The sequence below is a fragment of the Pseudomonas sp. MPB23 genome, assembly GCF_046605395.1.
In the GTDB taxonomy this organism is placed as follows: Bacteria; Pseudomonadota; Gammaproteobacteria; order Pseudomonadales; family Pseudomonadaceae; genus Aquipseudomonas.
Genome location: NZ_CP176771.1, coordinates 190,485 through 216,316, shown reverse-complemented (window position 1 = coordinate 216,316; position 25,832 = coordinate 190,485). Strand labels below are relative to the sequence as shown.

Annotated in this window: 15 protein-coding genes, 2 tRNA genes and 2 pseudogenes; 13 read left to right on the top strand and 6 right to left on the bottom strand. The window is 61.1% G+C overall.

Annotated features, from left to right (window positions below):
• Positions 1-11: 11 nt before the first annotated feature.
• The 4 genes and pseudogenes from ACLH0J_RS00915 to ACLH0J_RS00900 all read left to right on the top strand — a co-directional run.
• On the top strand, positions 12-1,199 hold the full coding sequence (locus tag ACLH0J_RS00915) for an ATP phosphoribosyltransferase regulatory subunit (RefSeq protein ID WP_411390499.1): 1,188 nt from the start codon (positions 12-14) through the stop codon (positions 1,197-1,199).
• A 54-nt stretch (positions 1,200-1,253) separates the two neighbouring features.
• On the top strand, positions 1,254-2,543 hold the full coding sequence (locus tag ACLH0J_RS00910; protein ID WP_411390498.1) for an adenylosuccinate synthase: 1,290 nt from the start codon (positions 1,254-1,256) through the stop codon (positions 2,541-2,543).
• A 112-nt stretch (positions 2,544-2,655) separates the two neighbouring features.
• Positions 2,656-3,711, top strand: a pseudogene (locus tag ACLH0J_RS00905) (methyl-accepting chemotaxis protein); the annotation flags it as partial.
• A 411-nt stretch (positions 3,712-4,122) separates the two neighbouring features.
• Positions 4,123-4,617: pseudogene (locus ACLH0J_RS00900) on the top strand (methyl-accepting chemotaxis protein); the annotation flags it as partial.
• 69 nt (positions 4,618-4,686) lie between these two features.
• On the opposite strand, the gene ACLH0J_RS00895 reads toward ACLH0J_RS00900, so the two are convergent.
• The 4 genes from ACLH0J_RS00895 to ACLH0J_RS00880 form a co-directional block, all read right to left on the bottom strand.
• Complete coding sequence (locus tag ACLH0J_RS00895) at positions 4,687-6,252, bottom strand: ABC transporter permease (RefSeq protein WP_411390497.1); 1,566 nt, start codon at positions 6,250-6,252, stop codon at positions 4,687-4,689.
• Positions 6,252-7,277 (bottom strand): iron ABC transporter substrate-binding protein, encoded by a 1,026-nt coding sequence (locus ACLH0J_RS00890; protein WP_411390496.1) that lies wholly within the window; start codon positions 7,275-7,277, stop codon positions 6,252-6,254. Before ACLH0J_RS00890 ends, ACLH0J_RS00895 begins: the two co-directional genes overlap by 1 nt.
• A 144-nt stretch (positions 7,278-7,421) precedes the next feature.
• Positions 7,422-7,508: transfer RNA gene (locus tag ACLH0J_RS00885), tRNA-Leu, on the bottom strand.
• Positions 7,509-7,686: 178 nt separating this feature from the next.
• Positions 7,687-7,773 (bottom strand) — tRNA-Leu (locus ACLH0J_RS00880).
• A 224-nt stretch (positions 7,774-7,997) separates the two neighbouring features.
• Here ACLH0J_RS00880 and rnr point away from each other — a divergent pair.
• The 7 genes from rnr to dnaB all read left to right on the top strand — a co-directional run bounded on the left by rnr (position 7,998) and on the right by dnaB (position 15,213).
• Complete coding sequence (gene rnr / locus ACLH0J_RS00875; protein WP_411390495.1) at positions 7,998-10,631, top strand: ribonuclease R; 2,634 nt, start codon at positions 7,998-8,000, stop codon at positions 10,629-10,631.
• Complete coding sequence (gene rlmB, locus ACLH0J_RS00870; RefSeq protein WP_411390494.1) at positions 10,628-11,383, top strand: 23S rRNA (guanosine(2251)-2'-O)-methyltransferase RlmB; 756 nt, start codon at positions 10,628-10,630, stop codon at positions 11,381-11,383. Before rnr ends, rlmB begins: the two co-directional genes overlap by 4 nt.
• Positions 11,384-11,628: 245 nt before the next feature.
• Positions 11,629-12,051 carry a 30S ribosomal protein S6 gene (gene rpsF / locus ACLH0J_RS00865; RefSeq protein WP_010563335.1) on the top strand — a complete coding sequence of 141 codons (423 nt, stop codon included), beginning with the start codon at positions 11,629-11,631 and terminating at the stop codon, positions 12,049-12,051.
• A 28-nt stretch (positions 12,052-12,079) separates the two neighbouring features.
• The gene (rpsR, locus tag ACLH0J_RS00860) at positions 12,080-12,310 is read left to right on the top strand and encodes a 30S ribosomal protein S18 (protein ID WP_002551829.1); all 231 of its coding nucleotides are present in this window, start codon (positions 12,080-12,082) and stop codon (positions 12,308-12,310) included.
• Between the two features lie 36 nt (positions 12,311-12,346).
• A complete protein-coding gene (locus ACLH0J_RS00855; protein ID WP_411390493.1) occupies positions 12,347-13,240 on the top strand; it encodes a hypothetical protein in 894 nt (297 codons plus the stop codon).
• Positions 13,241-13,258: 18 nt separating this feature from the next.
• Complete coding sequence (rplI, locus tag ACLH0J_RS00850) at positions 13,259-13,705, top strand: 50S ribosomal protein L9 (RefSeq protein WP_010563337.1); 447 nt, start codon at positions 13,259-13,261, stop codon at positions 13,703-13,705.
• Between the two features lie 110 nt (positions 13,706-13,815).
• Positions 13,816-15,213 (top strand): replicative DNA helicase, encoded by a 1,398-nt coding sequence (gene dnaB / locus ACLH0J_RS00845; RefSeq protein ID WP_017849744.1) that lies wholly within the window; start codon positions 13,816-13,818, stop codon positions 15,211-15,213.
• Between the two features lie 6 nt (positions 15,214-15,219).
• On the opposite strand, the gene ACLH0J_RS00840 is transcribed toward dnaB, so the two are convergent.
• Complete coding sequence (locus ACLH0J_RS00840; protein ID WP_411390492.1) at positions 15,220-19,212, bottom strand: dermonecrotic toxin domain-containing protein; 3,993 nt, start codon at positions 19,210-19,212, stop codon at positions 15,220-15,222.
• Between the two features lie 216 nt (positions 19,213-19,428).
• On the opposite strand from ACLH0J_RS00840, the gene ACLH0J_RS00835 reads away from it, so the two are divergent.
• Positions 19,429-21,732 carry a YgiQ family radical SAM protein gene (locus tag ACLH0J_RS00835; protein ID WP_411390491.1) on the top strand — a complete coding sequence of 768 codons (2,304 nt, stop codon included), beginning with the start codon at positions 19,429-19,431 and terminating at the stop codon, positions 21,730-21,732.
• A 183-nt stretch (positions 21,733-21,915) separates the two neighbouring features.
• Here ACLH0J_RS00835 and ACLH0J_RS00830 read toward each other — a convergent pair whose 3' ends face one another.
• Complete coding sequence (locus ACLH0J_RS00830) at positions 21,916-22,155, bottom strand: pyocin S6 family toxin immunity protein (protein ID WP_411390490.1); 240 nt, start codon at positions 22,153-22,155, stop codon at positions 21,916-21,918.
• Positions 22,156-22,465: 310 nt separating this feature from the next.
• On the opposite strand from ACLH0J_RS00830, the gene ACLH0J_RS00825 reads away from it, so the two are divergent.
• Positions 22,466-25,756 carry a DUF2126 domain-containing protein gene (locus tag ACLH0J_RS00825; RefSeq protein WP_411390489.1) on the top strand — a complete coding sequence of 1,097 codons (3,291 nt, stop codon included), beginning with the start codon at positions 22,466-22,468 and terminating at the stop codon, positions 25,754-25,756.
• Positions 25,757-25,832 lie beyond the last annotated feature (76 nt).

The following is a 25,832-nucleotide window of genomic DNA, read 5'->3' as shown; positions in this document are numbered from 1 at the left end:
GGAATGGCGTAATGGCAACGGTAGACCGCTGGCTGCTGCCAGATGGCATCGAAGAAGTACTGCCACCAGAAGCTGCGCGCATTGAAGTAGCGCGTCGCCAGGTGTTGGATCTGTTCCAGAGCTGGGGTTACGAGTTTGTCGTGACCCCCCATATCGAGTACCTGGAATCTCTGCTGACCGGCGCGGGCCAGGACCTGGATTTGCGCACCTTCAAGGTCATCGACCCGCAGTCGGGGCGGCAAATGGGGTTCCGTGCCGACATCACGCCGCAAGTGGCGCGCATTGATGCGCACACCCTGCGTCGCGAAGGCCCGAGCCGTCTGTGCTACGCCGGTAGCGTGCTGCATGCAAAGCCGCGGGCGTTGTCGTCGTCGCGCAGCCCGATCCAGTTGGGCGCCGAGTTGTACGGCGATGCCAGCCCGAGCAGCGACATTGAAGTGATCAGCCTGATGCTGGCCATGCTGCAACTGGCTGACGTACCCGATGTCCACATGGACCTGGGCCACGTCGGTATCTACCGTGGCCTGGCTCGTGCGGCCGGATTGTCCGGTGCAGCGGAGCAACAATTGTTCGATGCCCTGCAGCGCAAGGCTATCGATGAAGTCATCGCCCTGACCGAAGGCGTTCCTGCCGACTTGGCGGGGATGCTGCGCGCGTTGGTCAACCTGTGTGGCGGTCGTGAAGTCCTGGTGGAAGCGCGTGAGCGCCTGGCCAATGCACCGGCACAGGTATTGGCTGCGCTGGATGACGTGTTCGCGATTGCCGAGCAGTTATCGGCGCGTTTCCCGGCGTTGCCGCTGTATTTTGACCTGGGCGAGTTGCGTGGCTATCACTATCACACCGGTGTGGTATTTGCGGTGTTTGTACCGGGAGTTGGCCAGGCCATCGCCCAAGGCGGTCGTTACGACGATATCGGCGCCGACTTTGGTCGCGCGCGTCCGGCCACCGGCTTTTCCACCGATTTGAAAACCCTGGTGACCCTGGGGCGTGCTGAGGTCGAGCTGCCGTCTGGTGGCATCTGGATGCCTGACAGTACGGACGCAGCACTCTGGCAAAAGGTTTGCCAGTTGCGCAGTGAGGGTCAGCGTGTCGTCCAGGCCTTGCCTGGGCAGCCATTGGCCGCCGCCCGTGAAGCGGACTGCGACCGGCAATTGATTCTGCAGAACGGGCTTTGGCAAGTATCGCCACTGGCTTCTTGAGTTTTCCTGCCGGCCATCGCCGGCACCAAGTTTGCGCGAATGAGGACAAGTGTTATGGGTAAGAATGTCGTAGTCCTGGGCACCCAATGGGGTGATGAGGGCAAAGGCAAGATCGTTGATCTGCTGACCGAACATGCTGCCGCCGTAGTGCGCTACCAAGGCGGCCACAACGCTGGCCACACCCTGGTCATCGATGGTGAAAAAACCGTCTTGCACCTGATCCCGTCGGGCGTCCTGCGCGAAGGCGTACAGTGCCTGATCGGCAACGGCGTCGTGGTTGCACCGGATGCCCTGCTACGCGAGATCACCAAGCTGGAAGAGAAAGGCGTACCGGTGCGCGAGCGTCTGCGTATCAGCCCGTCCTGCCCGCTGATCCTGTCCTTCCATGTTGCGCTGGACCAGGCCCGTGAAAAGGCCCGTGGCGAGCTGAAAATCGGCACCACCGGTCGCGGCATTGGTCCGGCTTACGAAGACAAGGTTGCGCGTCGTGGCCTGCGTGTGGGCGACCTGCTCAACATGCCGCGCTTTGAAGACAAACTGCGTGAGCTGGTGGAATACCACAACTTCATGCTGGTGGGTTACTACAAAGAGCCAGCCATCGAGTTTGAAAAGACCCTGGCCGAGTGCAAGGAATACGCTGAGCTGCTCAAGCCGCTGATGCTGGACGTGACTGCCGAACTGCACGACCTGCGTCGCGCCGGCAAGGACATCATGTTCGAAGGCGCCCAAGGGTCGTTGCTGGACATCGACCACGGCACCTACCCGTACGTGACCAGTTCCAACACCACCGCTGGCGGCGTTGCTACCGGTTCGGGTGTTGGTCCTATGTTCCTGGACTACATTCTGGGTATCACCAAGGCTTACACCACGCGTGTAGGTTCGGGTCCATTCCCGACTGAGCTGTTCGACGAAGTTGGTGCGCACCTTGCCAAACAAGGTCACGAGTTCGGCGCGACTACGGGCCGTGCCCGTCGTTGTGGCTGGTTTGATGCGGTTATCCTGCGTCGCGCTATCGATGTGAACAGCATCTCGGGCATCTGCCTGACCAAGCTGGACGTCCTCGACGGTCTGGAAACCATCAACATCTGCACCGGCTACAAAGATGCAGAAGGCAAGGTGGTTGCTCCGACTGACGCAGACAGCTACGTAGGTCTGCAGCCGGTGTACGAAGAAGTGCCGGGCTGGAGCGAATCGACCGTGGGTGCGAAAACCCTGGAAGAGTTGCCAGTCAACGCCCGCGCGTACATCAAACGTGTTGAAGAACTGATCGGTGCGCCAATCGACATTATTTCGACGGGCCCGGACCGCAACGAAACCATCGTTCTGCGTCACCCGTTCGCTTAATAAGCTGTTGATGTAGAAAGAAAAGGGCTCTTTCGGGAGCCCTTTGTCGTTTCAGCTCTCCATGCGGCACGACCCTTGCTGTGTTTAGCTCTTTCGCGGTGCTATCAAATTAATGGCACCCGTGGTGGAGGGATTCCCGATGTCTGCCGTTCTCTCGTTGTTACAAAGCCGTCTGTTGCGACCGGTATTCGTTACCCTAGGTATCGCTCTTTTGGTGCAGGTGCTGGTGGCGGTCGCTCTAACCCGGAGCACGGTCACGGCGCTGGAAGCCGATTTGGGTAATCGCCTGGGGGTCGACAGCCAGAAATTGTCCGGCGAGTTGGCCCAGGCCGGCAAAGAAGTCACATCCAGCCTGGACAGTTTGTCCACCAGTACCCGTCAGCGCCTGACCGCAGGGCTTTCTGCACGCCTGCAGGAAGAGCAGAAGCAACTGCGTGCGACCCTGGAAAAAGATCTGCAAGACTCCGCTAACGACATGGCGCAACTGTTAGCCTCTGTGGCGCCTCGCGCCATGTGGGACAACGATGTGCCGGCGCTGTCGGAGTTCGCCCGACGGGCCCAGCGCAATCCCAACGTGTTGTTCGTGGTCTATGACGACGCTGCCGGTGAGCACTTGACCCGTTACCTGAACCGGGAAAACCCGATCAACCAGGCCTTGTTGGATAAGGGCAAGGGCGACCGCGCCCTGGATAAAGTGCTGGACGCGGCCAAATCGGACACTTCCGTGTACTACGTCGAAGCATCCATCAGCCCCAACGGCGTCGAGATTGGCAAGGTCCGCATGGGGGTTTCGACCGCAGCGGTAGAGGCCGACCTGCTGGCGCTGGATAAGCGTTTTGCCGCACTGATCGCCAGCGGGGATCAGTTGGTCGGCGACAGCCTCAAAGGCGCTGCGGCGGATAGCGCGGCAGCCATGGGCGCGCGCTTGCAGTCTGCACAAGCCACCGCGACCCAGATGACCGCCAACACCACCAGCGCCGTGCAAGAGGCCGCCGGCACTTTGCGCTGGCGCATCGGTATGGGCCTGGCCGTTGTCGGCTTTGGCGTATTACTGCTGATCGCCGTGGTGCTTGGGCGGCGGGTGGTCAATCGCCTGAAGCTGCTGATTGCGGCCATGGATGACCTGGCGGCGGGCGAGGGCGACCTCACCAAGCGTGTGCAGATCAACAGCAAGGACGAAATTGGCGCCATGGCCTCGGCGGTCAATCGTTTTGTGGATAAGTTGCAGCCGATTGTGCGCGAGGCGGGCGATGTGGCCCAGCGTACCGGCGTGGAAATCGGTGCCATGACCTTGCGCAATGCCGGTGCCGATGCCGCAGCGGGGCTGCAGCGTGATGAGGTGGCGGAGAGCTTGCGCGCACTGTCGCAAATGGCCGACGAGGCCCAATCTGAAAGCCATGCGATGCAGGCCGCATTGCAGCAAGTGGTGGATATTCGCCAGGCTACCGATGAGAACTCGCGCACGTCGGCGCAAGTCGGCACTCTGATCGAAGCGCTGGCGGGGCAGGTGCAAGCAGGTTCCCAGGTGATTGAGCGCCTGGCGCAGCAAAGCGAACAGATCGAAGTGGTGCTCACGGTGATCCACGGCATTGCCGAACAGACCAACTTGTTGGCGCTCAACGCAGCCATTGAGGCGGCGCGTGCCGGTGAGACCGGGCGCGGCTTCGCGGTGGTGGCGGACGAAGTGCGTGCGCTGGCCAGCAAGACCCAGAGCTCCACTGGCGATATCCAGGCGCATATCGTCGCGTTGCAGCAGGGCGCGCGTGAGGCGGTGGAAACCATCGGCAAGGCCGGACGCCAGGCCAATGAAGGCTTGGTGGTGCTGCGTGACAGTGTGCGCTTGCAGCAGACCGTACAGGCGTCGGTGGAGCAGGTGCATGCGGCAATCGGCCTGGCCACTCGCGCGGCTGAACATCAAGCCCAGGGCGCCCATGCGGTGCGTGGCCGGGTCGAGGTGATCCATGCCCAGGCCGAGCGTGCTGCGCAGGCGGTGGTCGAGACCACCGCCAGTGGCAAGGTGCTGGATAGCTTGGCGGCGCAGTTGAAGGCGAGCCTGGGGCAGTTCCGGGCCTAGTTAGCGTCGGCAGCCGGCTCCAGGGTTTACGTACAACCTGTAGGAGCCGGCTTGTCGGCGATGGCTATCTCAGCGGCTCAGATACATCCGCGTCGTCAGCAAATACACCGGCAACCCTGACACCAGAATCAACAGCGCCGCATACGGCGCCGCCGCCGCGAATTCCACATTCGAGGTATGCGCCCACACGGCCGTCGCCAGGGTGTTCAGCCCGGTTGGGCTCAACAGCAAGGTCGCTGTCAATTCCTTCATAGCATCGAGAAACACCAGCGCGAATGCCGCGCCCAATGCCGGGAAGATGATCGGCAAGGTCACCCGGCAAAACGCACTGAACGACGATGCGCCCAGCGTGCGTGCGGCCTCTTCCAGTTGCGGCGCGGCTTTGTTCAAGGCTGTGCGAATCGGCGCCTGGGCCAGCGGCAGGAACAGCAATGCATACGCGATCAGCAGCAATGCCGATGTCTGATACAGCGCTGGCACGTAATGCAGGGCGAAGTACACCAGTGTCAGCGCAATCACCAGGCCGGGCAGGGCGTGCAGCAAGTACGGCAGGCGCTCGGCCCAGATTGCCAGTTGACCCTTGTAGCGCACCACCAGCAGCCCTGCCGGTACCGCGAGTACCAGGCACAGCGCTGCGCCGCCCAGCGACAGGGCCAATGAGGACAGCAATGCCTCACCGATTTGGGCCACCGGAAACGCCGCCGACGAACCCACTGCCAGCCAGTAACCGAGCATCCCCAGGGGAATGCCGCTGCCGATGATCGCCAGCGCCAGGCAATACAGTTGGCCCAGTGATGCCCACTTGCCCAGTCGAACCTGTTCTGCATGCCGCGCCGCGCCCTGACCGACGCGGACGTGTCGGCCCTTGCCGCGCACGCGCAGTTCCAGCCACAGCAGGGTCAGGCACATCACCAGCAGCACCGCCGAGAGCATCGCGGCGTTGGCATTGCTGAATTCCAGTTCGAATTGCTGGTAGATCGCAGTGGTAAAGGTCTGCAGGCCGATGATCGACAGTGCGCCGAACTCCACCAACATATGCAGCGCGATCAGCAGCGCCCCGGCCACCAGCGATGGCCATAGCAGGGGCAAGGTAATGCGGAAAAACACTCCCCAACGATTCAGTCCCAGGGTGCGGGCCGACTCTTCCAGGGAGGGATCCAGATTGCGCAGGGTCGCCGCCACCGGCAGGAACACCAGCGGGTATTTGGACAGGGTCATCACCAGGATCGCCCCGCCAAGCCCTTCGAAGTTGGCGCTCAGCGACACCCAGGTAAAGCTGCTGACAAACGCCGGCACGGCAAAGGGCAGACACAGGATCACGCCCCAGATACGCCGCCCCGGCAGGTTGCTGCGTTCCAGCAGCCAGGCCAGGGGCAGGCCGATGACACCGCATGCCACGGTCACGCCGATCATCAGTGCGAGGGTGTTGCGTAGCAGCCCAAAGACGTAGGGTCGCCACAGCAGATGCACCGCCTGCGTCCAGCCGGCTTGCCAGGCCTTGAGCCCGACATACGCCAGCGGCAGCAGACTCAGGCCAACCAGGAGCAGCACGGGGAGCAGCAGCCAGATCGACGGACGCTTGCGCCGTGGGCTGAACCCCCCACGCAGGGCGGAGGTGGATAGCGATGGGGTCATCAGTTCAAGCCAACGTCACGTTCCAGGTCCAGGGCTTCTTCGGCGTTGCCCAGGTCGGCAGGGGTGACTTTCGGCGGTTGCAGCTCGCTGAAAGGCTTTAGGCCACGGCTGGATTCCATGCCCTTGCGCAGCGGGTACTCGGCCGAGGTGTTGGTGATCACGCGCTGGCCTTCTTCGCTGACCATGAATGCCAGCAGTTGCTGGGCTTCTTTCGGGTGCTTGCTGGATTTCAACGCAGCCGCTGACGAAACGGTGATCAGGCCGCCGGCATCGCCGTTGGTGAAATAGTGCAGTTGGGAATCCAGGTTGGTTTTTTCTTTCTTCAGGGCAAACCAGTAGTAGTTGTTCACCAGCACGGTGGCGACTTCGCCGTTTTCCACGGCTTTTAGGGCAACCATATTGTTGCTGTACACCTTGCCGAAGGCGCGCAGGCCGGTCAGCCATTCTTCAGCGGCTTCGCGACCGTGCAGCTTGATGATCGCGACCGCCTGTTCCTGGAACGCGCCGCTGGTGGGTACGAAACCGACCTTGCCTTGCCACTCGGGGCGGGCGAAATCCAGCACGGATTTGGGCAAGTCTTTTTCGGCGATGAGTTTTGGGTTGAAGGCCACGACGCGGGTGCGTGCGGTCACGCCCATCCAGTCGCCAGTGCTATCGACGTAGTCCTTGGGCAGTACGTCGAGGGTGCTGGCGTCGATCTTGGCCAGCAGGCCCTGTTCGCCAAGTTTGTTCAGCGGTGGCGATTCTTCGGTGTAGATCACGTCGGCGGGGGAACGGTCGCCTTCTTCGACGACCTGGCTGGCCAGTTGGTTGCTGCTGCCTTTGCGTACGTTGACGTGAATATCGGTCTTGGCTTCAAAGGCCTTGGCGAGTTCATCGCCGACTTCTTTGTGTTGGCCGTTGTACAGGGTCAGGGAAACCTTGTCGGCGCAATAGGCGGTAGGCGAGAGCAGGGTCAGGCCGAGCAGGGTGATGCTCAGGCCGCGCAGAAGAGATGTCTTGAGATGGGTGTCGCGGATCATCATCCGGAAGTTTCCTCGCTTGAGTGCAACAAATCGTTGCAAGGATAAACGATAAGGCTTCTCAAGTGCGGGTGAGGGGGAAATCGACGAGGAGGTTTTTACACCCCAGAAACGAAAAAACCCGCTTTCGCGGGTTTGATCTGAATGTGGTGCCCAGGAGAAGACTCGAACTTCCACGACCTTGCGGTCACCAGCACCTGAAGCTGGCGTGTCTACCAATTTCACCACCTGGGCATTATCAACAACGCTTGCGCTGTCGATGGAGCGAACTATACGGAGGGCTTTTTGATCTGTAAACCCCTGATTCAAAAATATAAATCAGGTTTTTTGTTGGAAATCAAAGGCATGAAACGCAAAAACCCGCTTTCGCGGGTTTTTGGAATACTCAAGGTTAAAACCTCAAGTTTTGAATTGGTGCCCAGAAGAAGACTCGAACTTCCACGACCTTGCGGTCACCAGCACCTGAAGCTGGCGTGTCTACCAATTTCACCATCTGGGCAGCATCGTCAACGTTGCCGTCGTCGATGGCGCGCACTATACGGAGAGGATTTTAGGCTGTAAACCCCTGCTATCAAAAAAAACTGGAAAATTTCACCAGCGGTCGTGCAAGGTGCGTTCCGGGGGCTACAAAGGGCTTTTAAACGCTTGTTGATGCCTGAAATTTCCCGTTTCAATACGCGTATGCCAAACTAACCCGCATATAGACAAGGTGAAAATTCTCTAATGGCCGATTGGCAGTCCCTCGATCCCGAGGCCGCTCGTGAAGCGGAAAAATATGAAAACCCTATTCCTAGCCGCGAACTGATCCTGGCGCATCTCGCCGATCGGGGTTCGCCTGCTAGCCGTGAGCAGTTGGTTGAAGAGTTCGGTCTGACCACCGAAGACCAGCTCGAAGCCCTGCGCCGCCGCCTGCGTGCCATGGAGCGCGATGCTCAGTTGATCTACACCCGCCGTGGCACCTATGCACCCGTGGACAAGCTCGACCTGATCCTGGGCCGCATTGCCGGCCACCGTGACGGCTTCGGCTTCCTGATCCCGGATGACGGCAGCGACGACCTGTTCATGAGCCCGGCGCAAATGCGCCTGGTGTTCGATGGCGACCGTGCGCTGGCGCGCGTATCGGGCCTGGACCGTCGCGGCCGCCGTGAGGGCGTGATCGTTGAAGTGGTGTCTCGTGCCCACGAGTCCATCGTCGGTCGTTACTTCGAAGAGGTCGGCATCGGCTTCGTCATTCCGGACAACCCGAAGGTCCAGCAGGAAGTGCTGGTGACGCCGGGTCGTAATGGCGCCGCCAAGGTCGGTCAGTTCGTGGAGGTGAAAATCACCCACTGGCCAACCCCGCGCTTCCAGCCCCAGGGCGATATCGTTGAAGTGGTCGGCAACTACATGGCGCCGGGCATGGAAATCGACGTCGCGCTGCGCACCTACGATATTCCTCACGTCTGGCCCGAAGCCGTGCTCAAGGAAGCCGCCAAGCTCAAGCCGGAAGTCGAAGAGAAGGACAAAGAGAAGCGCATCGACCTGCGTCATCTGCCGTTCGTCACCATCGACGGCGAAGATGCCCGCGACTTCGACGATGCGGTCTACTGCGAAGCCAAACCCGGCAAGCTGCGCCTGTTCTCCGGCGGCTGGAAGTTGTACGTGGCGATTGCCGACGTTTCCAGCTACGTGAAGATCGGTTCGGCGCTGGATAACGAAGCCCAGGTGCGCGGTAACTCCGTGTATTTCCCTGAGCGCGTGATCCCGATGCTGCCCGAGCAACTGTCCAACGGCCTTTGCTCCCTGAACCCGAAAGTCGACCGTTTGGCCATGGTGTGCGAGATGACCATCTCGAAAACCGGCGAAATGACCGATTACCAGTTCTACGAAGCGGTGATCCACTCCCAGGCGCGCCTGACCTACAACAAGGTCAGTACCATCCTGGAACAGCCGAAAACCAGCGAAGCCAAAGCCCTGCGCGGTGAGTACGGCCATGTCGTACCGCACCTCAAGCAGCTCTACTCGCTGTACAAAGTGCTGTTGGGCGCACGTCATGTGCGTGGCGCGATCGATTTTGAAACCCAGGAAACCCGGATCATCTTCGGTTCCGAGCGCAAGATCGCCGCGATCACCCCGACGACTCGCAACGATGCGCACAAGCTGATCGAGGAATGCATGTTGGCGGCCAACGTGGCCACCGCAGAATTCCTGAAGAAGCACGAGATCCCTGCGTTGTACCGCGTGCACGACGGCCCGCCGCCGGAGCGTCTGGAAAAACTGCGCGCGTTCCTCGGCGAGCTTGGCCTGTCCCTGCACAAAGGCAAGGACGGCCCGACGCCGAAGGATTACCAGGCACTGCTGGCCAGCATCAAGGACCGTCCGGATTACCACGTGATCCAGACCGTCATGCTGCGCTCCCTGAGCCAGGCGGTGTACAGCGCCGACAACCAGGGCCACTTCGGCCTGAATTACGAGGCGTACACCCACTTCACCTCGCCGATTCGCCGTTATCCGGATTTGCTCACGCACCGGGCGATCCGCAGCGTGATCCATTCCAAGCAGAACACCCCGCACGTCAAGCGCGCCGGTGCCATGACCATTCCGAAGGCGCGGATCTATCCTTACGACGAAGCGGCCCTGGAACAGTTGGGCGAGCAGTGCTCCATGAGCGAGCGCCGCGCCGACGAAGCCACCCGCGACGTGGTGAACTGGCTCAAGTGCGAGTTCATGAAGGATCGCGTAGGCGAGTCTTTCCCAGGCGTGATCACGGCCGTGACCGGCTTTGGCCTGTTCGTCGAGCTGACCGACATCTACGTCGAAGGCCTGGTGCATGTCACCGCCTTGCCAGGTGACTACTACCACTTCGATCCTGTGCATCACCGCCTGGCGGGCGAGCGCACCGGTCGCAGTTTCCGCCTGGGCGACACGGTGGACGTGCAGGTCATGCGCGTCGACCTCGACGAGCGCAAGATCGACTTCGGCATGCCTGAAAAAGCCGTCGATGCATCGAGCAGCCACAAAAAACGTGGCAGCAACACCGCTGCGCCTGCGTCCAAAGGCAAAGGTGCTCCCGCGAAAGTGGCGGCAGAGCCTGAACCAGCCAAGGCAGGTCGTCGTTCGGCCGCCAAGGACAAGGCCCCCGAAGCCTACCGCCCGAGCGATGCCGCGGCGAAAAACGCCGAACTGCGCAAGAGCCGCGAGTTGAAGCAGCAGTTGCTCAACGAAGCCAAAAGTGGTGGTAAAGCGGCGTCTGGGGGAAAGTCCCACGGGGCGGAAAATCCGTCGAGCAAACCCAGCAAACACCGTAAAGGCCCGCCAAAAGCGGGTTCGGCCCCCGCCAAAAGCGGCGGGTCGCGCAAACCTAAGGCCAAGTCATGAGTCTGGAAAAAATCTACGGCGTACACGCCGTAGAAGCACTGCTGCGTCACCATCCCAAGCGCGTCAAGCAAGTGTGGTTGGCCGAAGGCCGTAGCGAGCCGCGCGTACAGGCGCTGGTCGAGCTGGCCAATGCGAATAAAGTCGCCATCGGCCAGGCCGAGCGTCGTGAGATGGACGTGTGGGTCGAGGGTGTTCACCAGGGCGTGGTCGCGGACGTGAGTCCAAGCCAGGTCTGGGGCGAAGCCATGCTCGATGAACTGCTCGATCGCACCGAAGGCGCGCCGCTGCTGCTGGTGCTGGACGGCGTGACCGACCCGCACAACCTCGGTGCCTGCCTGCGTTCGGCGGATGCCGCCGGTGCGCTGGCGGTGATCGTGCCGAAAGACAAGTCGGCCACCTTGACGCCCGTGGTGCGTAAAGTCGCCTGTGGCGCCGCGGAAGTGATTCCATTGGTGGCCGTGACCAACCTGGCGCGCACCCTGGAGAAACTCCAGCAGCGCGGCCTGTGGGTCGTGGGCACGGCGGGCGAGGCTGAGGTCAGTATCTATGACCAGGACCTTACCGGCCCGACCATCCTGATCATGGGGGCCGAAGGCAAGGGCATGCGTCGCCTGACCCGCGAGCATTGCGATTACCTGGTGCACCTGCCAATGGCTGGCAGCGTCAGCAGTCTCAACGTGTCGGTCGCGACCGGCGTGTGCCTGTTCGAAGCCCTGCGCCAGCGCGGCGCCAAGGCCAAGGCAAAGAAATAACCAAGCCTTGCGCAGGCCAAAATGTGGGAGGGAGCAAGCCCCCTCCCACATTTTTTTTGTGGTGTTCGGGTGATTGTTCAAATAATCACCAATCACCTTGCGCCCTTTCTCCCCCTTCTCTACAATTGCGCCCCTTGCCTTGCTGGCAGGCACCGATGTGCCTCCCCGCGGCAGGATCCATAAGTGTCATTCACTCCTTGTCTGACCGTTTTTGAGCGGCAGGCTACAACCCGTAAGGAGCATTCATGCGTCATTACGAAATCATCTTTTTGGTCCACCCGGATCAAAGCGAGCAAGTCGGCGGCATGGTTGAGCGTTACACCAAGCTGATCGAAGAAGACGGCGGCAAAATCCACCGTCTGGAAGATTGGGGCCGTCGTCAACTGGCCTACGCAATCAACAATGTTCACAAGGCTCACTACGTGATGCTGAACGTTGAGTGCACTGGCAAGGCCCTGGCCGAGCTGGAAGACAACTTCCGCTACAACGATGCTGTGATCCGTAACCTGGTCATCCGTCGCGAAGAAGCCGTTACCGGCCAATCCGAGATGCTCAAGGCTGAAGAAAACCGCAGTGAGCGCCGTGAGCGTCGCGACCGTCCTGAGCACGAAGGCGCTGATAGCGTTGATAGTGATGACAGCGACAACAGCGATAACGCTGACGAGTAATCCACGGACCTTTTAAGGAGCCTATCAAATGGCACGTTTCTTCCGTCGTCGTAAATTCTGCCGCTTCACCGCTGAAGACGTGAAAGAGATCGATTACAAAGATCTCAACACTCTGAAAGCCTACGTATCCGAGACCGGCAAAATCGTTCCAAGCCGTATCACCGGTACCAAAGCACGTTATCAGCGTCAGCTGGCCACCGCTATCAAGCGCGCCCGCTTCCTGGCCCTGCTGGCCTACACCGACAGCCACGGCCGCTGAGACCGGGCAGTCGACAAGTAGTAAGGGATTGAATGCATGCGCGCCTTAGCTGAGTTCATCATGCGCGGTCGTGTGCAGGCCACTCTGGTAGTGGCTGGATGTGCGGCATTGCCGTTGCTTTATTGGTTGGGTGCTGCCGCGGGTTGCCTTGTGCTGCTGCGGCGCGGTTTGCAGGACGCCATTGGCGTTCTGGCCCTGGGAGTGCTGGCCGCCTTGATCTGGTGGCTGCAACTGGGCGAACCCAAGGTACTTCTGGTACTGCTGGGATCGTCGAGCCTTGCGTTGGTTTTGCGCGCAAGTGAATCCTGGGTCCGCACGCTGCTGGTCAGCGTGGCATTGGGGTTGGTGTTTTCGGTGTTGATTGACGCGGCTTTCCGCCCGCAAATCGAGGCGCTGTCGCAGGAGATCGTCAAGGTCTTGCCGATGGCCCTCGGGGAACTCTACCAGCAGCTTTCGGTAGATGAGCGAGCGCGACTTGCGACACTGATTGCACCGGCCCTGATCGGCCTGATGGCGGTAATGATGCAGATCGTCAGCGTGCTGAGCCTGATGCTTGGGCGTTATTGGCAGGCGTTGTTGTACAACCCGGGTGGTTTTGGTCGCGAATTTCGCAGCATCAGAATCCCTGTGGGCCCGGCGATGTTGCTGCTGGCACTCATGGCTGTCGGACCGTACTTAGGTTCACAGGCGGCCTTGCTGGTGCTGTTTTGCAGCGTACCGCTGGTGTTTGCCGGATTGGCCCTGATTCACGGGCTGGTGGCGCAGAAGCGCCTGGCCAGGTTCTGGCTGGTGGGGTTGTACGTGACGATGTTGCTGTTCATGCAGCTGATCTATCCGTTACTCGTGGTTTTGGCCATTGTCGACGGCCTGATTGATTTTCGCGGTCGTCTGGCGCCGAAAGACGCCGATAACGCGAACGGTGAAGGTTAAAAGTTAGAGGATTTTCACATGCAACTGATCCTTCTGGAAAAAGTCGCCAACCTGGGCAACCTGGGCGACAAAGTGAACGTTAAGGCCGGCTACGGTCGTAACTACCTGCTGCCATACGGCAAAGCCACCGCTGCAACCGCTGCCAACCTGGCTGCGTTTGAAGAGCGTCGTGCTGAGCTGGAAAAAGCAGCAGCAGACAAAAAAGCTTCGGCCGAAACTCGCGCTGCCCAACTGGCTGAGCTGGAAGTGACTATCACTGCCACCGCCGGTGACGAAGGCAAGCTGTTCGGTTCGATCGGCACCCACGACATCGCTGACGCACTGACCGCCTCCGGCGTTGAAGTTGCGAAAAGCGAAGTTCGTCTGCCGAACGGCACCATCCGCAACGTAGGCGAATTCGACGTAGCCGTGCACCTGCACGCTGAAGTTGAAGCCACCGTACGCGTTGTCGTGGTAGCAGCTTAAGCAGCACCTAACTGACTGGCACCTCGCGTGTCGGGCGGTTAACATCGGGCACGATCCTGTTTACAGGTCGTGCCTTTTGTTTTTTACACATCCCCTAATTCCAAGTGGCCATGAACGATATTTCAGCTCCTGAGCAATACGATCTGCAAACCGCTGCCCTGAAGGTGCCGCCGCATTCCATCGAGGCCGAACAGGCCGTGCTCGGTGGTCTGATGCTGGACAACAACGCCTGGGAACGCGTGCTGGATCAAGTCTCGGACGGTGATTTCTATCGTCATGACCACCGCCTGATCTTCCGCGCCATTGCCAAGCTGGCCGACCAGAACTCACCGATCGACGTGGTGACCCTGGCCGAGCAACTGGACAAGGAAGGCCAGACGTCCCAAGTCGGCGGCCTGGGCTACCTCGGTGAACTGGCGAAAAACACGCCGTCCGTCGCCAACATCAAGGCATATGCCCAGATCGTTCGCGAGCGGGCCACCCTGCGCCAGTTGATCGGCATCAGCACCGAAATCGCCGACAGTGCCTTCAACCCCGAAGGCCGCAGCGCCGCCGAGATCCTCGACGAAGCCGAGCGCCAGATCTTCCAGATCGCCGAAGCCCGCCCGAAAACCGGCGGCCCGGTCAGCGTCAACGACCTGTTGACCAAGGCCATCGACCGTATCGATACGCTGTTCAACACCGACAACGCCATCACCGGTATTTCCACGGGCTACACCGACCTCGACGAGAAGACCAGCGGCCTGCAGCCGTCCGACCTGATCATCGTCGCCGGCCGTCCCTCCATGGGTAAAACCACCTTTGCGATGAACCTGGTGGAAAACGCCGTGTTGCGCAGCGACAAAACGGTGCTGGTGTACTCCCTGGAGATGCCAGGTGAATCGTTGATCATGCGGATGCTCTCGTCCCTGGGCCGTATCGACCAGACCAAAGTGCGCGCCGGTCGCCTGGAAGACGACGATTGGCCGCGCCTGACCTCGGCGGTCAACCTGCTCAACGACCGCAAGCTGTTCATCGATGATACCGCCGGCATCAGCCCGTCGGAGATGCGCGCGCGTACCCGCCGCCTGGTGCGTGAACACGGCGACATCGCTCTGATCATGATCGACTACCTGCAACTGATGCAGATCCCGGGTTCCAGCGGCGACAACCGGACCAACGAGATTTCCGAAATCTCCCGGTCGTTGAAAGCCCTGGCCAAGGAATTCAACTGCCCGGTCGTCGCCCTGTCCCAGCTCAACCGTTCCCTGGAACAACGTCCCAACAAGCGTCCGGTGAACTCCGACTTGCGTGAATCCGGAGCGATCGAGCAGGACGCCGACGTGATCATGTTCGTGTACCGCGACGAGGTGTATCACCCCGAGACCGAGCACAAAGGCATCGCCGAGATCATCATCGGCAAGCAGCGGAACGGCCCGATCGGCTTTATCCGCCTGGCGTTCATTGGCAAGTACACACGCTTTGAGAACCTGGCGCCGGGCAGCTACAACTTCGACGACGACGAGTAGTCCGCCTTAGGGCCTGGGGAACAACTGCCGGATGGTGGGTTCCTCGTATTGGTAATTCCAGCGCAACTCGGTGCCGGCAGGAATGTCCTCGCTGGCAAAGAGTCCGGTGAGTATCAGGCGGTCCTGCGGGGTGTCCTCGACCTGTGCGAGGATTGCGAATTGTGCGGCTTCGACGTTATAGCCCGTGCTGGCCTGGCGTATCGGCAACCCTGCGTCATATTCAAAAATCGTGTTTATCCTCGACAACGCATTGTCGCCGGAAAGGACCAATTGCATGTTCAACGCATGGGGTGTGGCCGGCCTGACGTTTTTGATGGGCATCAGGTAAGGGTCTTGCCGCGCCTGGGCGATGCACAGCGGCAATAGTTCTCCACCATAGACGCCCAGCGTGTCGCCTTTTTTAATGGGGCGCCGGCTGATGACCGTCGCTTCGCCAATCAGTGAAGCTTCCTGCGCAAATTTCTGATGGGCCGCGGTGAAGGGGATCACTTCGAGGTTGTCTTCGTACAGGCGCGCGACATTTTCATAGCCTTGCCACTGAATGTAGGGGCGGATCTTGCTGGCGGCAAAGACCGTATCGGTGGTCAAGGATTTGCAATGACTCTGTATTTGCCGGATTCGCATGGGCCGGCCCTGCGTGTCGCGCAGTGGGTAGCGGCCGTTGTTGGCGCGGTAGTAGACGCGGCGGTAGTTCTGGCTGTATTGGTAGCCCCGCTGGGCGCGCATGTGGTTGAGTTCGTCAGCGGAGTAGTGCGTTCTCACTGCCCCCTCTTCGGCCGACGCGTATTCGCTGATCGATTCGGCCGATTCAAACTCGTCACTGGACTGCATGCCCTCGGCCAACATCACCGGTGATTCTCTTCCGCCCGGCAGTGCGCCTTTGGTTTGATCGATTTCCCAGCCGCCGTCGGCTTTTTTGCGCAGGTAGGGTTGATAGGCCCTGAAACGGCTGCGTGCATCGATCAGTCGCCAGCCCAGAGGGTCGTATTTGACCGGGTAGTAGTGCTGGCTGTCCTGGATGTAATAGCGATAAGTCCCATCGGCAAGCGGCGGAGCTTGATGGATTCCGTCAGCGCGTTCCGTGAGCCCGGAAGGCAGTGCGGGTTCGCTGAATAAGGGGTCGAGGGATAGACCGGTCGCGTTCGATATCGGCTTCAACGCGCGCTGGATACGAATAGGGGGTGGGCCCGCTTTGATCAGCGCCAGGCCGGTCTTGTGCAGCGCCTGTTCAAGGGAGTCGGCACCCGATTGGCGCAGGATCGTCCTGCGCTCGGCATCGCTGAGGGTCCGTTCGATGGCGCCAGGCAGATCGGAGAGCGAGCTCGTATGCTCGCCTTTGGCATCGTAGATGGCGTATTGCTCGCCTTGGCGGATCAGCGTATCGCGGGCTCCGCCATCCGCGCTGCCGATGCTGCCCAGCAGAGGGCCTTCGTGGCTGGCGTCATGCACGGCAAGCCTGCGCGATTGTGGCCAGCCGGGCGTTCGCTCCAGTGTGTAGAGCAGCAGCGGCACGCTCTCGCGGTTGCGGACAGAATCGAGAAACAGGCTTTCGGTTAGGCGCGTTGCCTTGATTGCATTGCGGTATTGCTCTGCTTCCCAGTGCTGCACGGGCGGCAGGGTGTTGTCCTCTTGCAGGCGCTCGCGTTCAGGCGCCGAGAGGGTGCTTTCCATTTCTTCAAGGTGGCGCTTGGAGAGTTCCGGCACAAGCGTACGGAGGCTTCTTTCGACCGAGGTGATCGCTGCTTCGCTCGGTGCGTCGAGCAGCGAAAACAGCCGTTGTTTTTGCCCGGCCGCCTCGGTCTCCAGGCGCATGGCGAGGTTTTCGACCTTGGTGAAATAGTCGATGTACAGCGGCGGCAGCAGGTTGTTGAACTCGGCTTGTGGCAGTTGCTCCTCCAGTGCATGCAGCAGCTCGCCTTTTCTGAATCGCGCCGCGTCTATTTTGATTTCAGCGGGCCCCGTGCCGTGACTCAACACCACCTGCTGTTGCTCATCGACAATCCTCAATACCCGGTTTGCAGGCCACTCGGGCAGTGAGCTGAGCACATGGAATTGAATCAGCGGCGTATGGGGACTGGGCGAATCACCTTGGGTGTGGCCAAGGGCGAAGTCATTGATTTCCTGCTCCAGATTGAAATGTTTGACGGTGTCGAGCAGCAAGGGCGGCGGGCGCACCATCTCCTGATGGATCTGACGCAGCGCGGTGTTATCCACGCCGCTGAGCAACAGGATCGGCTCGACCGCCGACTGCTTGATGTGCGCGGCATCGGGGCCCAGGCGTTTGATCAGCTTGAGGTCGTCCCACGCCTCGGGTGTTTCATGCAGCGGGCGCCAGCCGCCGACTTGGTTACTCAGCAACGGCGGAGAATAGGTCTGCGGATCGGTGGGGTGTGCCAGTTCCCATTGCTTGCCATCGGGAGTGCGGCGGATTGCATGGGGTTGATCGTCAAGCTTCAGGTAATGCTGTTGCTCGTGTCGGTACAAACCTTGTGTGTCGGCAACAAGGTGCTGGGGCAGCGCCTTGGGATGGCGGTAAGGCGTGAGGTCGTTGTGCCATAGACGCCAGCCTTTGTTGCGCACCCGCACTTTTATCAGGCCGGCGGTGAAGCCCGCGGTCTTGATGACGCCGGCCGTTGCCGCGGCCAGGGCGGCGCTGTCCACCACATCCAGCAGGTCGTTGAGGGCCTCGTCACTGTCGCCACGGCTCCAGGCCGCGAAGCCCTCGTAAACCGTGTCGATCAATTGAGCGGCGCCGACCACCAGTAGGATTTGGCCCACAATTGGAATGAACGACGCGGCAAAGAACAGCAAGGACTTGCCTGCATCAAGGTAGCTTTGCAGGCGTTTTTGCCGGCTCAGCAGGTCGGCGTTCGCGCTGAGAACGGCCAGGATCTGGGCGTCGCTTTTGATCTGGGCGATTTTCTCTTCGGCGACGGACATAAACACATCCGCGCTGATCGGGGTGAGGCTGAGCGGATGGTTCAAGTGGGCAGGCTCGGTGTAGATCCTGCCGGCCATTTCGATGGCAGGAGAGCCTGGTCGGGCCGGGGTGACATCCAATAGGCTGCCCTGGTGCTGCAAGGGCACCAGGCGATTGAATCGGGCTCGGTCATTGGCGTCCAGCAGGCGTTCGGCCAGCTTGCGCTCGAGATCTGCCAGGGAAGTGTGTTGACGCAAGGGTGTGACGGGGTCGCCGGGGGTGTAGAGGATGAAGGGGATACCGATTGTCGGCGCCTTGATCACCAGCACGCCCGGTACTACGACGCCGTTGAGGGTCAGGTGATTGCTCTGGATGTCCAGATGCGAGCCTGATCGATACAGGCTGTTCAACTGCAGGTGCTGTATGGCGGTCAGTTGCTGTTGCATGTAGGCGATATGCAAGGCGACCCCGAAGGCATGCTGCGCCTGCGCGCGGAACAGGCCGCGCACCTGTTGCGGGGTGCGCGGCGACGCGGAACTGGGCGAGGGTTCAAGTACGCTGAACACATGGGCCAGATACTTGCCGCCCAGATCCAGGCGGCGGCAGAACTTCGCGAACGCGGTGGCGCCGATCGTGCTGAGCACCTCGCCACTGGGTGTGACGTTGTAGATCGCCGTGCCCGCTTCCATGCCGCCGTCTACCGCTTCAGAGGCCTCGAAGTTCTGCAGCGCCGCTTCCAGGAGGGTCTGCCGGGTGGTCCTGGCGTGGTTTTTGATCAGTCCCAGCAGATGGTGATTTTTCCATTCGCGCACCAGGATCGCGTTTTCGTCGTCGATCAGGCCGAAAAAACGCCGGGTGAGCATCACGCGTAATCGGGGGCGGGCATAGTCTTCAGGGCTCTGGATCTCGTCCAGCAACATGTTGAGGTCGTGCCGGGCCTGGTTGCTGTTGATCAGGCTGTCACGAAAATCCTTGAGCAGCCACGTTGGTGCCTGGCGCAGCCAGGGCGGTAATTGCGGCTTGATGAACGCGTGGTGAGCCGGCAGGGAAGTCGATGGTTGGGTGGCGCGTGTGTTCATAGGGCGGGCCATCAAGGGCTGTGATTGATTCAGCCAGCCTACCCATGATTTTTTGACGGCTGGCTAACGGAATAGCCCCTGATGCGTGGGGTAAACCGGGTCGGGAAAGCACCGCGCAGACGCCCGGGTTAAAAGCCGACCGCTGTCGTCGGAATTGGTCAAATTTTGTGCTATATTCCGCGCCCGCGATTTTTCATCTCAACACCGGTCACCGTCATGCAAACAGCCAAGCCGTTATTTGACTATCCCAAGTACTGGGCCGAATGTTTCGGTCCAGCGCCGTTCCTGCCGATGAGCAGGGAGGAGATGGATCAGCTTGGCTGGGATTCGTGCGACATCATCATCGTCACCGGTGATGCCTACGTTGACCACCCGTCGTTCGGCATGGCGATCATCGGCCGACTGCTGGAAGCCCAGGGTTTCCGCGTCGGGATCATTGCCCAGCCGAACTGGCAGTCCAAAGACGACTTCATGAAGCTCGGCGAGCCGAACCTGTTCTTCGGCGTCGCGGCCGGCAACATGGACTCGATGATCAACCGCTACACCGCCGACAAGAAAATCCGCTCCGACGACGCCTACACCCCTGGCGGCATGGCCGGCAAACGCCCGGACCGCGCGAGCCTGGTATACAGCCAGCGCTGCAAGGAAGCCTACAAGAACGTGCCGATCGTGCTCGGTGGCATCGAAGCTTCCCTGCGCCGTATCGCCCACTACGACTACTGGCAGGACCGGGTGCGCAACTCGATCCTGATCGACGCCACCGCCGACATCCTGCTGTACGGCAACGCCGAGCGCGCCATCGTCGAAGTGGCCCAGCGCCTGTCGTGGGGCCACAAGATCGAAGACATCACCGATGTGCGCGGTACCGCGTTCATTCGCCGTGATACGCCCGAAGGCTGGTATGAGGTGGACTCCACCCGTATCGACCGTCCGGGCAAGGTCGACAAGATCATCAACCCGTATGTGAACACCCAGGACACCCAGGCCTGCGCCATCGAGCAGGAAAAAGGCCCGGTGGATGACCCGGAAGAGGCCAAGGTCGTACAGATCCTCGCCAGCCCGCGCATGACCCGCGACAAGACCGTGATCCGCCTGCCATCGGTGGAAAAAGTCCGTGGCGACGCGGTGCTCTATGCTCACGCCAACCGCGTGCTGCACCTGGAAACCAACCCAGGCAACGCCCGCGCCCTGGTGCAGAAGCACGGCGAAGTGGACGTGTGGTTCAACCCGCCGCCCATCCCGATGACCACCGAAGAAATGGACTACGTGTTCGGTATGCCTTACGCACGTGTTCCGCACCCGGTGTATGGCAAGGAAAAAATCCCGGCCTACGACATGATCCGTTTCTCGGTGAACATCATGCGTGGCTGCTTCGGCGGCTGCACCTTCTGCTCGATCACTGAGCACGAAGGCCGCATCATCCAGAACCGTTCCGAAGAGTCGATCATTCGTGAGATCGAAGAGATCCGCGACAAGGTCCCCGGCTTCACCGGCGTGATCTCCGACCTCGGCGGCCCGACCGCAAACATGTACCGCATCGCCTGCAAGAGTCCGGAAATCGAATCCGCGTGCCGCAAACCGTCCTGCGTGTTCCCTGGCATCTGCCCGAACCTGAACACCGACCACTCGTCGCTGATCCAGCTGTACCGCAGCGCCCGTGCGTTGCCGGGGGTGAAGAAGATCCTGATCGCTTCCGGCCTGCGCTACGACCTGGCCGTCGAGTCGCCGGAATACGTGAAAGAGCTGGTGACCCACCACGTCGGCGGCTACTTGAAGATCGCCCCGGAACACACCGAGGAAGGTCCGCTCAACCAGATGATGAAACCGGGCATTGGCAGCTATGACAAGTTCAAGCGCATGTTCGAGAAGTACACCAAGGAAGCGGGCAAGGAGCAGTACCTGATCCCGTATTTCATCGCCGCCCACCCTGGCACCACCGATGAAGACATGATGAACCTGGCCCTGTGGCTCAAGGGCAACGGCTTCCGCGCCGACCAGGTGCAGGCGTTCTACCCGTCGCCGATGGCCACCGCCACCGCGATGTACCACTCGGGCAAGAACCCGCTGCGCAAGGTCACCTACAAGAGCGACGCGGTGACCATCGTCAAGAGCGAAGAACAGCGCCGTCTGCACAAGGCCTTCCTGCGCTACCACGACCCGAAAGGCTGGCCGATGCTGCGCGAAGCGCTGACCCGCATGGGCCGCGCTGACCTGATCGGGCCGGGCAAGGATCAACTGATCCCGTTGCACCAGCCGGCCACCGACAGCTACCAGAGCGCGCGTCGCAAGAACTCGACGCCGGCCGGCAGCCACAAGGTCGCCAAGGAAACCACCACCCGGATCCTCACCCAGCACACCGGCCTGCCGCCCCGTGGCAGCGACGGCAGCAACCCGTGGGACAAGCGCGAACAAGCCAAGGCTGCCGCGCAGGCACGTAACAAGCAGGCAGCCAAGGAGCGTAGCGATGCGGCCAAGGGCAAGGGCGGTAAACCCGCCCGCAAGCCGGTCGTGCCGCGTTGATCGCCGCCTGAATATGCAAAACGCCAGCCTCGTGCTGGCGTTTTGCTTTGTGGTCGGCTGACGTGGACATCCTGAATGTCTGCGGCGGTTTGAGGTTTTTCGCGAGCAAGCTCGCTCCTACAGTCGGTGGGGGCATGCAAGGATGAGTAAGTTTGAAATTCATTGCGCGGGTGTAACTCATCATCAAGCGGTTACACCGATGAATAAATCCAAGTCCGTTGGTAAGGGTTCACCCACGATGCTTGCAATCTGCTGTATCTGCACGGGACTAAGCAGCCAGTCACCATCAGGGCTGCTATGCAGGTCAGACCACCCAAGAACATCCAGCACGCCCTGTTCAAACTCATGAGGTACATCCAGCTCAAACTTCAGCGAGTCGTCTTCGTTGTCACCCGGTAAAAAGCCGCTAATCCATAAAAACATGATGACGTCTCTCTTATTTCGGTTTTGGCACCGCGCCGGTGACGGTCATTTTGCGTAAGGCGCCAAGCGATGTCGGACGATTGGAGTGCGCTCGCAGAAATCGGGGCGATTCCCCACCCCATCGCCCACCCAACCGATACCGCCCCACCCACTTGCGCCACAAATATGTGCAGCGCTTGCACCATTGCACTGCCGTTGGCGCCGTTTTGGTGCTGTACTGCACCGGGTCTTACGATAAAGCGCAATGACCGCCGCTCTGGCATAAGTCTTGCGCGGGTTGTATCCATGCCCTGGCTCGCAGGAGGCCGCCGTGTCGATTCATGTCGCGTTGCACCACGTTACGCATTACCGCTATGACCGCGCTGTTGAACTCGGCCCACAGATCGTGCGTTTGCGCCCGGCGGCCCACAGCCGCACGCGGATTCTGTCCTATGCGCTGAAAGTGCTGCCCGAGCAGCATTTCATCAATTGGCAGCAAGATCCCCAGGGCAATTACCTGGCGCGTCTGGTGTTCCCGGAGAAAACGGACGAGTTGCGCATCGAAGTCGACCTGGTCGCCGAGATGGCGGTGTTCAACCCGTTCGACTTTTTCCTTGAGCCCTACGCCGAAAAAATCCCCTTCAGCTACGCCGCCGATGAGCAGCGCGAGTTGGCGCCGTACCTGGAAACCTTGCCGCTGACGCCGAAGTTTGCCGCCTACCTGGCCGGCATCGACCGCACGCCGTTGCCGGCCGTGGACTTCCTGGTGGGCCTCAACCAGCGCCTGGCCGCCGATATCGGCTACCTGATCCGCATGGAACCCGGTGTGCAGACGCCGGAGTTCACCCTGGAAAACGCCTCCGGTTCGTGCCGCGATTCGGCCTGGTTGCTGGTGCAGTTGCTGCGCAATCTGGGTTTGGCGGCGCGGTTTGTCTCCGGCTACCTGATCCAGCTCACCGCCGACGTCAAGTCCCTCGACGGCCCGTCCGGCACCGAAGTGGACTTCACCGACCTGCACGCCTGGTGCGAGGTGTATTTGCCCGGCGCCGGCTGGATTGGCCTGGACGCCACTTCCGGGTTGTTCGCCGGTGAAGGCCATATCCCGTTGGCTTGTAGTCCCGATCCATCCTCTGCGGCGCCGATCAGTGGGCTGGTGGAGCCGTGCGAGTGCGAATTTACCCACGAGATGTCGGTGGAGCGCATCTGGGAAGCCCCTCGGGTGACCAAGCCCTACACCGAAGAACAATGGCTGGCGATCCAGGCCCTGGGCCGGCAGATCGACGGCGACCTGGTCAAGGACGACGTGCGCCTGACCATGGGTGGCGAGCCGACCTTCGTCTCCATCGACGACCCCGATGGCGCCGAGTGGAACACTGCCGCGCTCGGGCCGGACAAGCGGCGCCTGTCCGCCGAGCTGTTCCAGCGCATGCGCAAGCACTACGCGCCCCAGGGCCTGGTGCACTTTGGCCAGGGCAAGTGGTACCCCGGCGAGCAACTGCCGCGGTGGTCGCTCAACTGCTACTGGCGTCGCGACGGGGTGCCGATCTGGCATAACAGTGCGCTGATCGCCGATGAGCAACAGGACTACGGCGCCGATGGCGTCATGGCCGGGCGTTTCCTGGCCAGCGTCGCCGAGCGCCTGAAGTTGCCGGCGCGCTTTGTGTTCCCGGCCTTCGAAGACAATTTCTACTACCTGTGGCGCGAAGGGGCGCTGCCGCAAAACGTCACTGCCCAGGACCCGCGTCTGAGCGATGAGCTGGAGCGCGAACGCCTGCGCAAAGTGTTCGGCCAGGGCCTGGATAAAATCATCGGCCAGGTGCTGCCGCTGGCGCGCACCGCCGCCAATGATCGCTGGCAGAGCGGGCGCTGGTACCTGCGCGATAACCACTGCCGCCTGGTGCCGGGGGATTCGCCGCTGGGCTATCGCCTGCCGTTGGCCTCGCAGCCCTGGGTGACCGCGGCGGAATATCCGTTCGTGCACCCCATCGACCCGAACCAGGATCAACCGGAACTGCCAACCACCGGCCAACTGCAAAGCCACGGCGAACCTGCGCCGAGCGATGAGCGCGTGCCCAAGGTCGATGAGTCCGCCGACTGGCTGACCCGCACCGCGCTGTGTGCCGAAGCCCGGGAAGGGCGCCTGTACCTGTTCATGCCGCCGCTGGAGCGCGTCGAGGATTACCTGGAGCTGGTGGCTGCCATCGAAGCCACCGCCGAAGAGCTGCACTGTCCGGTCTTGCTGGAAGGCTACGAGCCGCCGGCGGATAACCGTCTGAGCAACTTCCGCGTCACCCCGGATCCGGGCGTGATCGAGGTCAACGTGCAGCCGTCCGCCACGTGGGACGAGTTGGTCGAGCGCACCGAATTCCTCTACGAAGAAGCGCGGCAAACCCGCCTGACCACCGAAAAATTCATGATCGACGGCCGTCACACCGGCACCGGTGGCGGTAACCACTTTGTGCTGGGAGGCGCCACGCCCAAGGATTCGCCGTTCCTGCGCCGCCCGGATCTGCTGCGCAGCCTGATCAGCTACTGGCATAACCATCCGTCCTTGTCCTACCTGTTTTCCGGCCTGTTTATCGGCCCGACGTCCCAGGCGCCGCGGGTCGATGAAGCGCGCAACGATGCACTGTACGAGCTGGAAATCGCCTTCGCGCAGATGCCGGAGCCAGGCGAGGAATGCCCGCCGTGGTTGGTGGACCGCTTGCTGCGCAACCTGTTGATCGACGTGACGGGCAACACCCACCGCGCCGAGTTCTGTATCGACAAGCTCTACTCGCCGGACGGCGCCACGGGGCGCCTGGGCCTGTTGGAATTGCGTGCCTTTGAAATGCCGCCCCACGCACGCATGAGCCTGACTCAGCAACTGCTGCTGCGGGCGCTGGTAGCGCGGTTCTGGCGTGAACCCTATGCACCGCCGAAACTGGCGCGCTGGGGCACGGAGTTGCATGACCGTTTCCTGCTGCCGCACTTTATCGAACAGGACTTCGCCGACGTGATCGTCGAGCTGAACGCCGCCGGCTACCCGCTGCGCGCCGAATGGTTTGCCGCGCACCTGGGGTTCCGTTTTCCCAAGGTCGGCGACTACGCCGTCAGCGGCATCGAACTGGAACTGCGCCAGGCCCTGGAGCCCTGGCACGTGCTGGGCGAAGAGGGCGCGGTGGGCGGCACGGTGCGCTATGTGGACTCGTCCCTGGAGCGCTTGCAGGTGAAGGTGAGCGGGCTGACGCCGCAGCGTTATCTGCTGACCTGCAACGGCATCCCGGTGCCCTTGCAGCCAACCGGTCGGGTCGGCGAGTTCGTCGCCGGCGTGCGCTATCGCGCCTGGCAACCGGCCAACTGCCTGCAGCCGACCATCGCGGTGCACGCGCCGTTGGTGTTCGACCTGCTCGACACTTGGATGCAGCGCTCCCTGGGCGGCTGCCAGTACCACGTGGCCCATCCGGGCGGGCGCAACTACGACAGCTTGCCGGTGAATGCCAATGAGGCGGAGAGCCGGCGTATGGCGCGGTTCTTCCGCCTGGGCCATACCCCAGGCAAGCAGTCGGTGCCGACCGTAGTGGTGAACGATGAATTCCCGATGACCCTGGATCTGCGACGTTTCCCCAATAAAAATGACTGAATGCGATCCGTGGGCTTGCTCCTGATTGCGGTGAATCAGCCGATACATGAGTTGACTGACCCACCGCAATCGGGAG

Bases quoted from the DNA above. Each gene is read 5' to 3' on its own strand.
- ACLH0J_RS00915 (WP_411390499.1), top strand. From the start codon at position 12: ATGGCAACGGTAGACCGCTGGCTGCTGCCAGATGGCATCGAAGAAGTA.
- ACLH0J_RS00910 (WP_411390498.1), top strand. From the start codon at position 1,254: ATGGGTAAGAATGTCGTAGTCCTGGGCACCCAATGGGGTGATGAGGGC.
- ACLH0J_RS00895 (WP_411390497.1), bottom strand. From the start codon at position 6,252: ATGACCCCATCGCTATCCACCTCCGCCCTGCGTGGGGGGTTCAGCCCA.
- ACLH0J_RS00890 (WP_411390496.1), bottom strand. From the start codon at position 7,277: ATGATGATCCGCGACACCCATCTCAAGACATCTCTTCTGCGCGGCCTG.
- rnr (WP_411390495.1), top strand. From the start codon at position 7,998: ATGGCCGATTGGCAGTCCCTCGATCCCGAGGCCGCTCGTGAAGCGGAA.
- rlmB (WP_411390494.1), top strand. From the start codon at position 10,628: ATGAGTCTGGAAAAAATCTACGGCGTACACGCCGTAGAAGCACTGCTG.
- rpsF (WP_010563335.1), top strand. From the start codon at position 11,629: ATGCGTCATTACGAAATCATCTTTTTGGTCCACCCGGATCAAAGCGAG.
- rpsR (WP_002551829.1), top strand. From the start codon at position 12,080: ATGGCACGTTTCTTCCGTCGTCGTAAATTCTGCCGCTTCACCGCTGAA.
- ACLH0J_RS00855 (WP_411390493.1), top strand. From the start codon at position 12,347: ATGCGCGCCTTAGCTGAGTTCATCATGCGCGGTCGTGTGCAGGCCACT.
- rplI (WP_010563337.1), top strand. From the start codon at position 13,259: ATGCAACTGATCCTTCTGGAAAAAGTCGCCAACCTGGGCAACCTGGGC.
- dnaB (WP_017849744.1), top strand. From the start codon at position 13,816: ATGAACGATATTTCAGCTCCTGAGCAATACGATCTGCAAACCGCTGCC.
- ACLH0J_RS00840 (WP_411390492.1), bottom strand. From the start codon at position 19,212: ATGAACACACGCGCCACCCAACCATCGACTTCCCTGCCGGCTCACCAC.
- ACLH0J_RS00835 (WP_411390491.1), top strand. From the start codon at position 19,429: ATGCAAACAGCCAAGCCGTTATTTGACTATCCCAAGTACTGGGCCGAA.
- ACLH0J_RS00830 (WP_411390490.1), bottom strand. From the start codon at position 22,155: ATGTTTTTATGGATTAGCGGCTTTTTACCGGGTGACAACGAAGACGAC.